We start from the raw sequence: 14,094 nt of genomic DNA on the forward strand, positions 1-14,094 counted from the left end.
CGAATGAATGGCTGGATCGCCAGCTGGCTTGGTCACGTCGTGTGCAGCGAGCGTGTGGCCGCCAGATAGGGCCCAAGCGCGTGGAGCCCCGGCAGATCCCGAATGTCCCCGTCGAGCCGCGCGATGATCAGCCCCAGCGCGTCGCTTGGCAGCAGCTGCGACAGCTTGCGGATCGAGTCGAGCGCCCGCTGGTTGCTGGCGGCCGCCTGCGTGCGAACCATGTGCAGGCTGGTCAGCAAGGCGGTCATCGTGTCGCGCTCGGACCGGTGCAGCTCATCGCTAAACAGCAGCCGGATCGTCGTTGGGCTGTCGAGCACGCCCGCAGAGCTGACGATCGCCAGCGGGTCCGCGTGGGTCAAGCGCTCGTACGCGCGGTTGAACACGGCGACGTCGATCCGGACCCCGCGAGCCTTGATCCCAGCAGCCAGCGCCTCGGCGTCGGCGAGGTGAGTGGCGTCGGCCGAGCTGACCAACACGAAGCTGGTATCGCGCGCGCGCAGCATGCCTTGGATCGCCGAGGCCCGGGTATGGAAGCCCTCGCGCATGCTGTAGAAGGCCTCGAAGAAGGCGATTGTCTCGCTTGCGAGCTCCTTGCCAACAACCACCTCGAACAGCTTGGTCGCCGCCGCCCCCGACCCCTGCATCAGCCGCGCCCGCAGGCCGCGGCCCTTGTTGGGGACGAACCACTTGACCACCCCCTCCTCCAAGAAGGTTGCCAAGCGAGACGGCGCGTCGAGGATGTCCAGCGCGTTGCGAGCGGGCGGGGTATCCAGGATCACCAGATCATAGCGGCCCGAGTTCATGACCTGGTGGAGCCGCTCCATCGCCAGGTACGCGTGGCTGCGGGCCAAGGTGCCTGCCATCGCTCGGTACACGCGGTTGCGCAGGACCTTGTCGCGGGTCTCGGCGTCGGGGGCCACGCGCTTCATCAGCGAGTCCATGCTCGCGGCGTTGTCGAACATCGCCGCATAGAGCTCGCCCTTGACCTCGACGCCGCGCTTGCGCAGCTCGTCGGTTGGGACCGCGCGGATCCGATCCTCGAGCTCGGTCAGACCCAGCGCGTCGGCGAGCCGCTTGGCGGGATCGATCGTCAGCACCAGCGTGCGTCGACCCAGCTCGGCCGCGCGCAGGGCGATCGCGGCCGACACGGTGGTCTTGCCGACCCCGCCCGGCCCGATCGCAACCAGCAGGCGCTGGCGCATGAGCAGCTCGTCGATGCCTGTGGTCTCGCTCATCTCGTGTCTGCTGATCCTAGCGACGCGGCGCCGCGCCCACGTGGGTCTCTTCGCGCTGCTGCCCACTGTCGAGCAGGGCGAAGGTCGACTCGCCGATCTCGGCGATGGTGTCGAGGTTCAGCACGCGACTGGCGATGTTGTGGAGCTCGACCATTGGCATGTCGATGTCACGCTGCATCCGGTTGATCTGCGAGCGCGCGTTGACGTGGTAACGCATCGCGCGACGGGCGATCGCAACGTCGTCAACCAGCGTGTCGATGCCGAACTCGCGCGCGCGGTGTTCCAGGCGATCCAGCATCCCAGCCTGCGCGGGTCCCAGCGGGCGCGATGGGACCTGATTGACGAACAGCACGCCCAGCTCGACGTCATGGTGCTCGCGCAGCCGCTGGTACAGCTCGACGGTCTCTTGCGCGGGCAGCTCGAGCGGCAGCGTCACCAAGTTCAAGATCGTGCGGTGAGGATCCGTGAGCAGGCTCGAGAACCCATCGACCAGGCGCCGCATCGGTCCATCGCCGATCAGCCCGTCCATGACCGAGGGCAGGTTGAGCAGCATGATCGCGTGACCGGTCGCGTCGAGATCGACGAAGATCGGATCCCAGCGCAGGCCGCCCGTCGCGGTCCGCTCGCTCTCGAGCGCGCTGAGCTTGTTGAGCGTCGCAACCTCGGAGACCGAGGGCGCGGCGTGAAAGAACTTCTGCAGGGTCTTGTTGCGGATCACCGTCCGCGCGACCCGTTTGACCGGGATGTGCTCCTCGAAGTACTCGGCCAGCGCCGAGTCGAAGTCGAGGTTCATCGCATGCACGCCGCGGCCGACCTCGCGCGGCTCGTAGCCGATATGGTCGACCTCAAACACCGCCTCCATCGAGGCCCGGTGCCCGAGCTCGACGATCAGCGGCCGACGACCCCGCCGCGCGGCCTCGCACGCGAGCGCGGCGACCAGCGTGGTCTTGCCGACCCCACCCTTCCCGGTGAACATCAGGAGCCGCCGGTCGAGCAGCGATGTGGCGCTGAGGTTCACGGGTAGCGGAGCTGTTAACCCAGCCCCCGTCCGAACACAACCTCAGCCCAGCGCGCTGGCGCGTGACCGGCTTGCGTCGCGTCCGACTCGCGCCTACCGTGCCCTCGGTGTCGCCGTGGGGCGCATGGGTGCAAGCCGCCCGCCCGTTGGCCGCGGCGAATGTCGCGGTACCGCTCATGCTGGGCCAGGTCTTGGCCTATGCGGTGCATGGCAGCTTCTCGTGGTCGCTGTTCGGCGGCGTGCAGCTGCTGGGCGTGCTGGACCAGCTGTTCATCGTGTTCGCCAACGACTTCGCCGACCGCGAGGCCGACGCGATCAACCCCTCCCCCACCGTGCTCTCGGGTGGCTCGCGGGTGATCCAAGAGGGCAAGCTTGCGCCCGAGGCGCTGCGCAAGGCCGCCTGGATCATGCTCGCCGCGATGCTCGTCGTCGCGCTGGTGTTGGCGCTGATCCACCAGCTGTGGTGGTTGCCGGTCTTGGTGCTTGGTGGCGCCGGGTTGCTGTGGGCCTACAGCTTCGCGCCGCTGCGCCTGTCCTACCGGGGGCACGGCGAGCTGCTGCAGGGTGTCGGGGTTGGCATGTTGCTGCCGGTCATTGGCTTCTACGCGCAGGCCGGCAGCTTCGAAGCCCTGCCGTGGTTGGGCTTGCTGCCCTGCTTCTTGCTTGGCTACGTCGGCAACCTGCTGACCTCGCTGCCCGACTACCCCGGGGACCGAGCCGCGAGCAAGCGCACCTACGCGGTTCGCCACGGCCAATTCGACGCCCGCCGCCACGCGTTGGAGATGCTCGCGGTTGCGATCGGCTTCGGGTGGTTGGTGGTCGGTGGCCTGCCCTGGTGGGGCGTCGCAATGATCATCGCGGTCCCGCTGGTGCCCGTGCTCGCGGCCGCGCGGATGCTCGGTTCGGCCGACGCGGGCAACCGCGGCGAGTGCCTGCGCTTCGTGTTTCTGGGCGCTGGCGCGGCAAACCTGGCCATGCTGACCTGGATGGCTGCGGCCCTGGTTCAGAGCTTGGTTCAGAGCTTGGGCCAGAGCTTGGTCTAGAAAGGCCCGATCCTGGGTCCGAAACCTCGCGAGACGCGGCTTGACCGTGGAGGGTCTTGGCGCGGATGATCCAAGCGTCGCGCCGGATCTCCGGCTGTTGGGAACCTGACCACGGGTCGGGTGTCACCGGGCCCGAAGCGACCCGTGTACGCGCAAGTGAACGCAGACAGCCGCACCGACGAGCCAGCCGGTGACGCAGCCCCGCCAGAGGCCGCGGCGCCCGAGTCCGTGGAGCCGGCCAACCCCGCGCAGGCGCCCGCGGCCACGCCCCAGACCAAGCGGCGGTTCCGGGGCAAGCCCGAGAGCGAAGAGGCCCGCGCCGCCCGGGACGCCCGCGACCGCCGCCTGGTCCGACGGCTCAAACAAGGCGACGAGCGGGCCTTTCAAGAGCTGGTCCAAACCTATCAAGATCGGATCTTCGGCCTGGTGTTTCGCATGATCGGAAACCGCCAAGAAGCCGAGGACATCGCCCAAGAGGTGTTCATCTCGGTCCACCGCGGGATCGCCAACTACCGCGGCGAAGGTCGGTTCTACACCTGGCTGTATCGGATCGCGTCGAACACCTGCAAGAACCGGATCAAGTATCTCAAGGGCCGCAATTTTCACCGCGCGTCCGATATCGACGAGACCCCCGCGGCCCACACTCGCGGCGAAGATGGCGGCCCGATCGTCGCGCTGCAGAGCGCCGTTCCTGGGCCCGAAGCCACGATGACCGCCAACCGGCTCGAGCGCGCGATCCAAGCCGAGATCGCCCAGCTCGAGCCCGAGCACCGCCTGCTGATCGTCCTGCGCGACATCCAGGGGCTGACCTACGCGGAGATCCTCAACATCACGGGCCTGCAAGAGGGCACCCTCAAGAGTCGCCTGCACCGCGCGCGGCTGGCCCTGAAGATCCGACTTCAGCCCTATCTCGAGTGAGCCCGCAAAAACCGCTTTACCTGACCCAACCCCGGACTAAAGTTAACCGAGCGCTGAACACCATGGCCGCCGACTCCAACGCCGAGCTGATGACCGCCTACCTCGACGACGCGCTCGAGGGTGGCGACGCGGAGTCGTTCCAGAAGTATCTGGACGACTCGCCCGACGCCCGGCGCGAGATCGAGGATCTGCAGAAGATCCTCTCGGTCGTGCGCGACCTGCCCGACGTCGAAGCCCCGCCGGACTTTTACGACAAGCTGTCGAAGAAGCTCCGGCGTCGCCGCGCGGGGCCCGATGGCACGCTGTCCTTGGTCTCGCTGCCGTTTCAGGTGCTGAGCATCCTGGTGATCCTGGTGATCGCGGCGACCTTCTTGATGCTGGAGATCGAGCGCGAGGACGCGCAGATCGAGAAGGATCCCAGCGCGACCAAGGCCAAGAAGAACGCTACGGACGAAGCGCCTGTGGCTGACTAATCGCGTCCACCAAGTACGCGCACGCGTCGATCACCGGGGCGTCTGCATGCACGGCGAGGCTCGGCGGCGTTCGTCGGACCCAGGCCCGCAGCAGTAGCCACAGCTTGCGGGCCTTGCTGGTGTGGGCGCGATCCTGGATCGGATCGCAGCCCTGCTCGCGGATCACCCGGCCGATGTCGCTGTAGATCAAGCTCGCCGCCCGGATCGCGGGGCGACAGTCGCGAGGGAGCATCGCCAGGCCCGCGTTGGCGCGCAGGTAGTACTCGTCAGCCTCGCGCAGCAACGCCTCGATGGTCTCGGCGACCCGCGGATCCCCAGCGTAGTCGTGAATGTTCGTCACGAAGTGGCCCGGATCGATCCCGCGCTCGCGCAGCCACGCCGCCGGCAGATACAGGCGCCCGCGCTCGGCGTCCTCGAGCACGTCGCGGCAGATGTTGGTCAGCTGCATGGCCGCCCCCAGGTCGCACGCCCGGGCGAGGGTCCGGGCCTCGCGGGGGCCCATCAGCAAGGTCATGACCACGCCGATCGCCGACGCTACCCGTGCGCAGTAGCCCAACAGCCCGGGCAGGGTCTCGTAGTCGCGCTCGTCGGCGTCCCACTCGAACCCCTCGATCAGCGCGTCCACGATCGTCCGCGGGATCGCGTGGCCAAGCACGACTCGCGAGAACGCCCGATCTACGGGGTCGTCGTCGGGGGTGTTTGCGTAGATCCGATCCAAGCGTGCCCCAAGCTCGGTGACCGCGGCGCTTGGGTCATCGCTGAAGTCGACCAGGTCATCCGCGATCCGACAAAACGCGTAGAACGCCGCCGCCGGCCCGCGCATGCGCTTGGGCAGCAACAACGAGGCGGCCGCGAAGCTCTTGCTGCCGGCCGCGAGGATCTGCTTGCACGCCTCGATGTCGGCCTTCGCCGCTGGCGCCCGCGGGTCACCCGAATAGTCGCCGCTGCGCACGGGCGCTGGCGTGAAGCGCTCGCTCATGTCGCTGGCGCCCGCAGCCCCTCGGCGATCAGCGTCTGCGCGTCGGGGATCACCTTCTCGAGCACCTTGGCCGAGCTCAGCACCCCCGGCACGCCCGCGCCTGGGTGGGTGCCGGCGCCAACGAGGTACAGCCGGTCGATCTCCTCACTTTGATTGTGCGGCCGAAAATACGCGCTCTGCGTCAGCACCGGCTCGACCCCAAACGCCGCGCCCTTGAACGACAGCAGCTCGTCGCGAAAGCCGATCGGATCCAAGATGTGCGAGCTGGCGATCTGGTCCTCGAGGCCTGGCATGACCGTGTCCGACAGGTACTTGGAGATCTTCGCTCGGTAGCGCTCGCGCTCTTGCTCCCAGTCGGTGCCGCTGTCGAGATGCGGCACCGGTGACAGCACGTAGAACGCGTCACAGCCGTCCGGCGCCAGCGAGGGATCCGTGACCGTGGGCCGGTGCAGGTACAGCGAGAAGTCCTCGGCCAGGACCTTGCGCTCGAAGATGTCGTCGAGCAGGCCCCGGTAGCGCGGCCCCAATAAAATTGTGTGGTGGGCGATGTCCTCGTACTTGCGCTTGGTGCCGAAGTACCAGACGAACAAGCTCATCGAGTAGCGCGTGCGCTCGAGCTTCTTGTCGGTCCAGCGGCGCCGGTACTGGGCCGGGACCAGGTTCTTGTAGAGGAACGCCGAGTCCGCGTTGGAGACCACGATGTCGGCGCTGAGCTGCTCGCCCGACTTCAGCCGGACCCCGGTCGCGCGGCCCGCTTCTACGGTGATCTGCTCGACCTCGGTGTTGAGCCGCAGCTCGCTACCTTGGTCCTCGATCAGCGCAACCAGGCCCTTGATCAGCGTGCCGGTCCCCCCCATCGGAAAGTACACGCCCCACTTGCGCTCCAAGAACGCGATCAAGGTGTAGATCGACGTGGTCTTGAACGGGTTGCCGCCGACCAACAAGGGATGAAACGAGAACACCTGGCGCAGGCGCTCGTCCTCGATGTAGCGCGCGACCAGGCTGTAGACGGTGCGGTAGCTCTGCAGGCGGATCATCGCCGGGGTGATCTTCAGCATGTCGAGCACGCTGCCAAACGGCTCGTCGGCGAGCTGCTCGAACCCAACCTCGAAGATCCGCTTGGACATGGCCAAGAAGCGCTCGTAGTTGGCGACGTCGGCCGGGTTGAACGCGTGGATCTGCTCGCGCATCACCTCGGCGTCGCCTTGGTAGTCGAACACCTGGCCGTCGTGGAAGCGGACCCGATAGAACGGAGAGACCGGGCGCATGTCGACGCTGTCGGCCATCCGCTTGCCGCACAGCTCCCACAGCTCTTCGAGCAAGAACGGCGCGGTGATCACCGTGGGCCCGCCGTCGAACACGAAGCCGTCTTGCCGGTAGACGTAGGCTCGACCCCCGGCCTGATCCCGGCGCTCGAGCACGGTGACTCGATAGCCGCGCGCGCCAAGCCGGACGGCGGCCGCGAGGCCCCCAAAGCCGCTGCCGATCACGATCGCGTGGGGCTTGGTCGCTTGTTCGGCGTCTGAACTGCGAGTGTTCAAGGTTTGCATGATCCTTGGCGTGTTTCGGGCAGTTGGTGAACCAACCTTTGACAAGTGCTGGTCCGCGTGCTTGTCATAGCCTGAAATCGCACCTCGATTTGGAGCCAAGCCGATGAGCAATCGGGGCAAGTATCGAATTCAGACCGTCGCCGAGATGACGGGCGTGCCAGCCGCCACGCTGCGCGCGTGGGAGCGCCGCTACGGGATCCCGTCGCCAGAGCGGAGCGACTCGTCGTACCGGCTGTTCAGCGACTACGACGTCAGCTCGATCCGCCGGCTCAAGGAGCTCTGCGATGGTGGCATGGCGCCCGCCGAGGCTGCGCGCGTGGTCCAGCGGGAACAAAGTGCGAGCAGCACGCCGGTCGAGGCCGACCCCTACGGCCGCGGCCGCGACACAATTTTGGCGGCGATCGAGGACTTTGATCCGCGCGGGGTCGAGCGCGGGGTACGCAACGTGATGTTCCTCGGCTCGGCCTCCACCGTCTACCAGCGGGTCCTTGGCCCGACCATGCGCAGCGTTGGGGATCGCTGGCACGACGGCAGCTTCTCGGTTGCTCAGGAGCACATGGCCACCGAGGCGATGCTCGGGGTCTCGCGCGACATGCTGCGCTTGGTCGATCCAGCGAGCTCGGCCCCGGACGTGATCCTGGCTTGCTGCGCGGACGAGGACCACGCCCTGCCACTGTACGGGGTGGCCTTCGCCCTGGTCCAGTGGGGATTCCGGCCGCTGGTGCTCGGGGCTCGGACCCCGCCTTCGGCGATCCGTCATGCGGTCGACAGCATACAGCCCGCGCTGGTGTGCCTGTCGCAGTCGATGGAGCTCGCCGCCCATCGCGGGCGTGAGTTGGTCGACGCCTACGCCGAGGCTGCCCAAAGTGTGCCCTGGATCGTCGGGGGCGCGGGATCTGATCAACTTCGCGAGATGGTTGAAGCTTCCGGCGGTATTGTCGTCGGCACGCAACCGCTGGACCAGCTCGAGTCTTTGATCGACTCGGCCACCGCGGGAGCCGGGACCTCACAGCGCGCACGCAAGGGATGAACCGAAATTGATCTTCGCTACCTTGAGCGCTGTGCTGCTCAGCTCTCCGCTTCTCTCGGGGGTCTCACCGGCGGTCTCACCCGCAGATCAGGCCCAGGCCGCTGTGATCAAGACCGAGCACTGGGCCGGTCACCAGGTCGTGTATGGCACCCGCGAGGTCCCCGTGCTCGGGACCCTGCAGACCCGCATGGACACCTACACGCTGGCCCGGGTCCGTCGCTCGGAGCACTCGATCGAGATCGACCAGCGGGCCTGCAAGGTCAACTATGCCGACATCGGCGGCGTCAAGGTCTACGTCGATGTCAACGCGCTCCCCGACTCGAGCTTGGTGTTCGAGCGCGTAGAAGGCACGCCGCACTTCACGATGACCGGCACCGTGAACTGGGGCGAAGAAGACATCGACGAAGACGGCGAGCCCGGCATGCGCGTGTACGTGGACGCGCCGGTGTGCAGCGGCAACCTGCACGTGACCAACAAGACCACGACCAACGCCCGCGGCTTTGGTGATGATCAAGGCAGCCCGATCTACGGCGAGGTCACGCTCAGCGTGCGTCAGAAGATCCTGGGCGCCGATACCAAGTGCCTCGCGGGCATGGCCAAAGACAGCTTCGAGCGGAGCAAGGGCAGCTTTCGCTACACGAAGATCAAGGCCAACGAGACCTGCAAGTCGCTGCTCGACGCGGGCTGGCCGGTGGCCGCGAAGTAGCTGCCCGAGCTGAACACACAGCTCAGGAGATCTTGAACGGCAGCAACCCGCGGACCCACGCGGACGCGAAGCGCCGCAGCGAGAGCGACTCGTGCACGGCCGTGGCAGCGCGGCCGCCGATCTTCACCTCGACCAGGTTGCGCGAGTAAAACGGGGTGTCCTCGAGGGTCCGCAGCAGCCGGGGCGTGTGGCCGGGGTCGCTGCGGATCGATCGGGCGACCCCCCAGCGGGTGGTCGCCAGCGGGTGGGCTGGGCCAAACGCGGCGTCGGGGATCGACTCGATCGTTGGGGTGGAGCCGCTGGGGTCGAAGCGCCACGCCCGAGCGTGCGCGACCCCGGCTGGATCGACGACGTCATAGGTGATCACGCTGTTGCGATCGAGCTCGCAGCGAGACCAGGTCCACGAGTCGAACGCGGCCTCGAGCGGCTCGTCGCCCTCGTTGACGTCGTGATAGCCCGACCCCGAGAACGACATAGCGGGCTCGTCGAGCTCGAAGTCCACGCGGGCGTGCGGGGCGACCGGGTACCAGCGATGGCGGGGCTGCGCGCGCCAGTGATCCAGCTCGACGCGGGGACCAAACATCGCGGCCGGGCGCAGCCGGACCCGGCCGCGCAACGGGGCGCCGCGGCGGCCGAAAAATTTTGTTTGTCGCTCGTCGAGCTCGACCACGAGCGCGCCGTCGTCCTGCCAATGGATCGTGCTGGCGCCGATCCGCAGCTGCTTGGCGTCGCGGGCGAAGCTGGCGTGTTCGTTGAGCGCCCACACACGCGTGGCTTGCTCGGTCGCGTAGATCGCGAGGTTGACCGCGCAGTGTTGCTCCGGGTTCGCCGGCTGCGCCCGTGCCCGCGCCCGCGCCCGCGCCCGCGCATAGCGTGGCGAGAACACCGAGCCGATAAACAAGATGATCGTGAAGCCCAGCGCCCCGTCGTCAGAGACGCCGTCGAGGTACCACCACGCGTAGCCGCCCGGGACGATCGGGGTGTCGAAGCGCAGCGGCGTTGGATCTGGAGTCATCGAGCTCACTCCCTCACGCACTCAGGCCCAGGTCGGCGGCGACGGCTCGCCCGGCGATCTGCCCGCTCAGGCAGACCATCGGGATCCCCGCGCCAGGGTGGGCGCCGCCGCCCGCCAGATACAAGCGCTCGATGTTGGCGCGCGCGCGTGGTCGCCGAAACGGGGCCATCATGGCGTGGGTCGAAAACCCATACAGCGCCCCGCCGGTGGCTGGGAACAAGCGCTCGAACTGGGTCGGGCTGGTCCGTACCTGCTCGATGATCTCGACCTCGAGCCCGGCCGCGCGCAGCACCGCGAAGCTACGCTGCTCGAGCGCGTCGAGCTCCGCGGAAGACCAGGGATCTTCGTCACCGCGGGGGGGCGCGTTGACCAGGATCAGCAGACGTTCGGGCGCGGACCAGTCTGGCGTGGCGTCGAGCGGGGCGATCCCGTCCAGGCGATCTTGCGCGCACACGTAGACTGTTGGGTCGTCGATCAGCTCGCCGCGCTCGAGCGCTTGAAACTCTGCGGCGTAGTCCGCCGAAAAGAACACGTTGTGGTGGGCCAGCGGAAACCCGCGGGTGCGCGCCCACGCTGACCAGGTCACCGCCGAGAGCGATCGCGCCGCACCCCGCTCGTAGTTGACGCAGCCGCGCAGCTCGGCGCCGAGCCGACCTTCATCCAGGGCTTGGGGGGCCGCGTTGACCACGACCGCGTCGGCCGTGATGCGCTCACTCGAAGCCAGCTCGACCCCGACCGCGCGCCGATCTGCGACGATCACACGGCTGACCTCGCAGCCGGTGCGCAGCGTCACCCCGAGCTCCGTCGCGAGCTTGGCCAGCGCCTCGGCGAGCCGATACATGCCGCCGCCAATTCGCCACACGCCCGCGCGCTCGACGTGCGCGATCAAGTTCAGCGTCGCCGGGCAGCGAAACGGGGACGAGCCATAGTAGGTCGCGTAGCGGCCGAACAGCTGGCGCAACCGGGGATCGGCGAAGAAGCTCGACAGCGCCCGCCACATGGAGCGGTGCCAGTCGATCCCGGCGAACTCCAGCGCCCCCCGCAACCCCTTCGCGGTCACGATCGACGACATGCTGGGTCGCTCGGACCGCAAAAATGGCTGCTCGACGATCTTGTAGATGCGCTCGGTGTGGGCGCAAAAGCGCCGATACCCGGCCGCGTCGTCGCTCCCGGACAAGCTCGTGATCGCGCTCGCAGTCGCCTCGAGCTGTGCGAATAGATCCAGCCGGGCGCCGTCGGGCCACGCGTGACGGGCCAGGACCTCGAGCGGGATCAGGTCGACGTAGTCGGCCAGCTGCCGGCCAGCTGCGCCAAACAACTGGTCAAAAGCCCACCGCATCGTCACCACAGTTGGGCCCGAATCAATGGCTTGGCCGGCGACCGCCAGCTCGCGCAGCTTTCCGCCCACACGGTCACCCCGCTCGAGCAGCGTCACCTCGCAACCAAGTGCCGCCGCTTGAATTGCCGCCGACAATCCGCCGACGCCCCCACCGATGACGACGACCGCTCGATTCTCTGCTACAGTGCCCGGCGCGCTCATGCCACCCATACGTGGGTCCGGCTCATGCCAGCCTCCCGCGGCCCTTCTGACCTCCTGACCTCCCGATCACCAGGCCTCAGCCTCGACCGTAACCACTCGCGAGTAAGGGTGTCCAGGGTTTGAACGAACGTCGCCCTCAGATTGACAAAGGTTGTACGCCCGGTCAGGCTGGCTGCGAGATGCACAGCTCGGAGCAGATCGAGATGGCCCTCAAGCGGGCCCTTCGGCACTGCGAGTCGCCTGCGACACCTCCAGCCCTGCGCGCCGCGATCCGCCACGCTGTGTTTCCGGGCGGCGCCCGTCTGCGTCCCCACCTGTGTCTGAGCGTCGCGGCTGCCTGCGGCGCCGACTCGCAGCTCGACGCCCAAGCCGACGTGGCGGCCGCGATCGAGCTGTTGCACTGCGGATCCCTGGTTCATGACGATCTGCCCTGTTTCGACGACGCCGCGGTCCGGCGGGGTCGGCCCTCGGTGCACGCGGCGTTTGGCGAGGAGCTCGCGGTGCTCACGGGTGACGCGCTGATCGTGCTCGCGTTTGAAGTCATCGCCAGCGCCCGCTTGTCGCCCGTGTTGGTGCCTCGGCTGGTCCGTTGCGTCGCGCGCGGGGTCGGTGCAGGCGGTGGCTTGGTGGCCGGTCAAGCGTGGGAGTCCGAGCAGAGCGTGGGCCTGCGGACCTACCACAAAGCCAAGACCGGCGCGCTGTTCGAAGCGGGCGCGCGGGCGGGGGCCTTGGTGTCCGGGGCGGGCGCGAGCCTCACGGAGTCATGGGGCAAGTTCGGCGCGCGGCTGGGCGAGGCCTACCAGGTCGCCGATGATCTGCGCGACACCCTCGACGACGAGACCAGCCTCGGGAAGCCGGTCGGCCAGGACATGGCTCACGATCGCCCCAACGCCTGCTTGACCCTTGGCATCGACGGCGCCCTCGAGCGTCTGCGTGCCCTGCTCGATCAAGCGATCGAGTCCATGCCCAGCTGCGCTCGACCGGAGCAAGTGATCAACTGGGTGGAGGGCTTCGGCGCCCGCTTGTACCCGCGGGCTGTGCGGGTTCATGGCCCCAGCGCGAACGGCAAGCCGCTCGCAGATCTGCGTGCGTGACGCTCGAGCCCGCATGTGAGTGAGCCACCAAGCGCGAGTTAAATTTCGACGGCGATCGAAGCTTGACATGGCGCGGGCCATCCAACAGAATCCCGGCTCCAACAAGACCTGAGGGGCGGTAGTTAAGTCGGTTATAACGTCGGCCTGTCACGCCGAAGGTCGCGGGTTCGAGTCCCGTCCGCCCCGCAAGAAGCCCTGAACGGTAACGTTCAGGGCTTCTTCTTTTTACCCCCACATACACTTTGGACTTCGCCAGGGCTGGCTGTTCGCGGTCGCATGTGTGGCCCCCTGGAAGGGGGCTCTCCTTTTTACCCCCACAGCCGCTTTCGCACTACGCAGGTCACTCGCTGCGCTCGCTCCCGACGGGCTGGCTGTATGCGGGCGCATGTGTGGCCCCCTGGAAGGGGGCTCGGGCGGCTTCGGCGGACGTGTACGGGTGCTTCGCCGACTGCTGCCGTTCGCGCGTCCGGTGGCTTCGAGTCGGCGAAGTCATCCAGCCGGATAGGCACAGCCGGCGATGCAGGTGGTGTTGTGACGCTGGGCCGCCGACTCGAGCTCCGCGGGGTCGAAGTCGTCGGTCAGCATCGCCGCCTCCGTGTCCCAGTCTGTCCGCATGTAGTAGCGCGCGGTCAGGCCAAGGGTGTCGAAGTCGAACCGATCTGCGACGGCGCGGGCGTTGCTGCGGATCTCGTAGGTGCCGACGCGCTCGGGTGAGGCCGAGGCCACGAAGGTGGTCTGGTTGCCGCTCTCGGACACGAACGAGTAGCGGTGCGGGAACACAGCCGCGAGCGTCTGCCGATCATGCGGATACATGCGTGTGAGGTTGTGAAGGTTGGCAACCACCACGCCGGTCGGCGTCAGCTTGGCGAGGCACGCGGCGTAGGCCTCGCGGGTCTTGAGGTGGTAGGGCACGAACACGCCCCGGAACGCGTCGAGCATGATCTGGTCCCATGGCTGCTTGGCGTTCTCGATGAACAGCCGACCGTCGCCAACGTGGGTGCGGTAGCGCGGGTGCTTGGGCACGTCGAAGTACTGGTGCGCGAGGCGGACGACCTCGGGGTCGATGTCGACCGCGTCGATCTCGAGTTCGGGGAAGCGCTCGAACAGGTAGTTCGAGATCTGCCCGCCGCCGAGCCCCATCATCATGAAGCGCTTGGGCCCCGGCTGGACCAAGAACCCGGCCATCATCGTGCGCGAGTAGTCGAGGTCGAGGCTGTTGGGGTGGTCCATGTCCTTGCGGGACTCGATGTAGCGGGTCCCATCGACCACGAAGTACATGGTTCGGATCGAGCCGCGCTCGGTCACCATGATCGTGTTGTATTCGCTGGTCGCCTGCTCGAGCAGCTTCTCTTCGGCCGCGAGCGCCTTGCGGGGCCAGCCCAGCAGCGGGGCCAACAGCGCCGTCGACAGCCCGCCGCGCAACCCACCGCGCAACCAGGCGCGGCGGGTGAGCTCTCGATCTTCGAGTGGCTGAGCGTGACGCGACATCGCCC

Annotated in this window: 13 protein-coding genes and 1 tRNA gene; 7 read left to right on the forward strand and 7 right to left on the reverse strand. The window is 67.6% G+C overall.

From position 1 onward, the window contains the following. Window positions 1–32: 32 nt before the first annotated feature. Together DB30_RS34310 and DB30_RS34315 are read right to left on the reverse strand one after the other, a co-directional pair. Window positions 33–1,235, reverse strand: coding sequence for an ArsA family ATPase (locus DB30_RS34310; RefSeq protein WP_052557123.1), 1,203 nt, complete (start codon window positions 1,233–1,235; stop codon window positions 33–35). Window positions 1,236–1,251: 16 nt separating this feature from the next. Next, window positions 1,252–2,253 (reverse strand): ArsA family ATPase, encoded by a 1,002-nt coding sequence (locus DB30_RS34315; protein ID WP_052557125.1) that lies wholly within the window; start codon window positions 2,251–2,253, stop codon window positions 1,252–1,254. Between the two features lie 176 nt (window positions 2,254–2,429). On the opposite strand from DB30_RS34315, the gene DB30_RS34320 reads away from it, so the two are divergent. The 3 genes from DB30_RS34320 (at window position 2,430) to DB30_RS34330 (ending at window position 4,687) form a co-directional block, all read left to right on the forward strand. Beyond that, complete coding sequence (locus DB30_RS34320) at window positions 2,430–3,296, forward strand: prenyltransferase (RefSeq protein WP_052557126.1); 867 nt, start codon at window positions 2,430–2,432, stop codon at window positions 3,294–3,296. 144 nt (window positions 3,297–3,440) lie between these two features. Next, on the forward strand, window positions 3,441–4,214 hold the full coding sequence (locus DB30_RS34325; protein WP_052557128.1) for a sigma-70 family RNA polymerase sigma factor: 774 nt from the start codon (window positions 3,441–3,443) through the stop codon (window positions 4,212–4,214). A gap of 62 nt (window positions 4,215–4,276) precedes the next feature. Continuing rightward, entirely contained in the window at window positions 4,277–4,687 is a 411-nt protein-coding gene (locus DB30_RS34330; protein ID WP_052557130.1) for an anti-sigma factor family protein, read from the forward strand. Here the strand turns inward: DB30_RS34330 and DB30_RS34335 are convergent. Together DB30_RS34335 and DB30_RS34340 are read right to left on the reverse strand one after the other, a co-directional pair. Further along, window positions 4,659–5,666 (reverse strand): phytoene/squalene synthase family protein, encoded by a 1,008-nt coding sequence (locus tag DB30_RS34335; protein ID WP_052557131.1) that lies wholly within the window; start codon window positions 5,664–5,666, stop codon window positions 4,659–4,661. The genes DB30_RS34330 and DB30_RS34335 overlap by 29 nt on opposite strands. Then, window positions 5,663–7,216, reverse strand: coding sequence for a phytoene desaturase (locus DB30_RS34340; protein WP_052557133.1), 1,554 nt, complete (start codon window positions 7,214–7,216; stop codon window positions 5,663–5,665). The genes DB30_RS34335 and DB30_RS34340 overlap by 4 nt, the downstream gene beginning before the upstream one ends. Window positions 7,217–7,319: 103 nt before the next feature. Between DB30_RS34340 and DB30_RS34345 the strand changes: the two genes are divergently transcribed. Together DB30_RS34345 and DB30_RS34350 are read left to right on the forward strand one after the other, a co-directional pair. Then, complete coding sequence (locus DB30_RS34345; protein ID WP_052557135.1) at window positions 7,320–8,246, forward strand: MerR family transcriptional regulator; 927 nt, start codon at window positions 7,320–7,322, stop codon at window positions 8,244–8,246. A 31-nt stretch (window positions 8,247–8,277) separates the two neighbouring features. Continuing rightward, window positions 8,278–8,952 carry a hypothetical protein gene (locus DB30_RS34350; RefSeq protein ID WP_052557137.1) on the forward strand — a complete coding sequence of 225 codons (675 nt, stop codon included), beginning with the start codon at window positions 8,278–8,280 and terminating at the stop codon, window positions 8,950–8,952. Between the two features lie 22 nt (window positions 8,953–8,974). Here the strand turns inward: DB30_RS34350 and DB30_RS42580 are convergent, their stop codons facing one another. Together DB30_RS42580 and crtD are read right to left on the reverse strand one after the other, a co-directional pair. Then, complete coding sequence (locus DB30_RS42580; protein ID WP_052557220.1) at window positions 8,975–9,967, reverse strand: carotenoid 1,2-hydratase; 993 nt, start codon at window positions 9,965–9,967, stop codon at window positions 8,975–8,977. Window positions 9,968–9,980: 13 nt separating this feature from the next. After that, a complete protein-coding gene (gene crtD, locus DB30_RS34360; RefSeq protein ID WP_338082226.1) occupies window positions 9,981–11,516 on the reverse strand; it encodes a 1-hydroxycarotenoid 3,4-desaturase CrtD in 1,536 nt (511 codons plus the stop codon). 170 nt (window positions 11,517–11,686) lie between these two features. Between crtD and DB30_RS34365 the strand changes: the two genes are divergently transcribed. Together DB30_RS34365 and DB30_RS34370 are read left to right on the forward strand one after the other, a co-directional pair. After that, a complete protein-coding gene (locus tag DB30_RS34365; protein WP_052557139.1) occupies window positions 11,687–12,601 on the forward strand; it encodes a polyprenyl synthetase family protein in 915 nt (304 codons plus the stop codon). A 112-nt stretch (window positions 12,602–12,713) separates the two neighbouring features. Then, a tRNA-Asp gene (locus DB30_RS34370) sits at window positions 12,714–12,787 on the forward strand. A gap of 303 nt (window positions 12,788–13,090) precedes the next feature. Here the strand turns inward: DB30_RS34370 and DB30_RS34375 are convergent. Beyond that, complete coding sequence (locus DB30_RS34375; RefSeq protein WP_146661909.1) at window positions 13,091–14,089, reverse strand: spermidine synthase; 999 nt, start codon at window positions 14,087–14,089, stop codon at window positions 13,091–13,093. Between the last annotated feature and the right edge of the window lie 5 nt (window positions 14,090–14,094).

Origin of the sequence: Enhygromyxa salina (assembly GCF_000737335.2) — a bacterium.
GTDB lineage: Bacteria > Myxococcota_A > Polyangia > Nannocystales > Nannocystaceae > Plesiocystis > Plesiocystis salina_C.

What these genes read in the sequence shown, in the direction of transcription:
- DB30_RS34335 (WP_052557131.1), bottom strand. Translation starts at nt 5,666, where the DNA reads ATGAGCGAGCGCTTCACGCCAGCGCCCGTGCGCAGCGGCGACTATTCG.
- DB30_RS34375 (WP_146661909.1), bottom strand. Translation starts at nt 14,089, where the DNA reads ATGTCGCGTCACGCTCAGCCACTCGAAGATCGAGAGCTCACCCGCCGC.
- DB30_RS34365 (WP_052557139.1), top strand. Translation starts at nt 11,687, where the DNA reads ATGCACAGCTCGGAGCAGATCGAGATGGCCCTCAAGCGGGCCCTTCGG.
- DB30_RS34345 (WP_052557135.1), top strand. Translation starts at nt 7,320, where the DNA reads ATGAGCAATCGGGGCAAGTATCGAATTCAGACCGTCGCCGAGATGACG.
- DB30_RS42580 (WP_052557220.1), bottom strand. Translation starts at nt 9,967, where the DNA reads ATGACTCCAGATCCAACGCCGCTGCGCTTCGACACCCCGATCGTCCCG.
- crtD (WP_338082226.1), bottom strand. Translation starts at nt 11,516, where the DNA reads ATGGGTGGCATGAGCGCGCCGGGCACTGTAGCAGAGAATCGAGCGGTC.
- DB30_RS34330 (WP_052557130.1), top strand. Translation starts at nt 4,277, where the DNA reads ATGGCCGCCGACTCCAACGCCGAGCTGATGACCGCCTACCTCGACGAC.
- DB30_RS34320 (WP_052557126.1), top strand. Translation starts at nt 2,430, where the DNA reads ATGCTGGGCCAGGTCTTGGCCTATGCGGTGCATGGCAGCTTCTCGTGG.
- DB30_RS34340 (WP_052557133.1), bottom strand. Translation starts at nt 7,216, where the DNA reads ATGCAAACCTTGAACACTCGCAGTTCAGACGCCGAACAAGCGACCAAG.
- DB30_RS34310 (WP_052557123.1), bottom strand. Translation starts at nt 1,235, where the DNA reads ATGAGCGAGACCACAGGCATCGACGAGCTGCTCATGCGCCAGCGCCTG.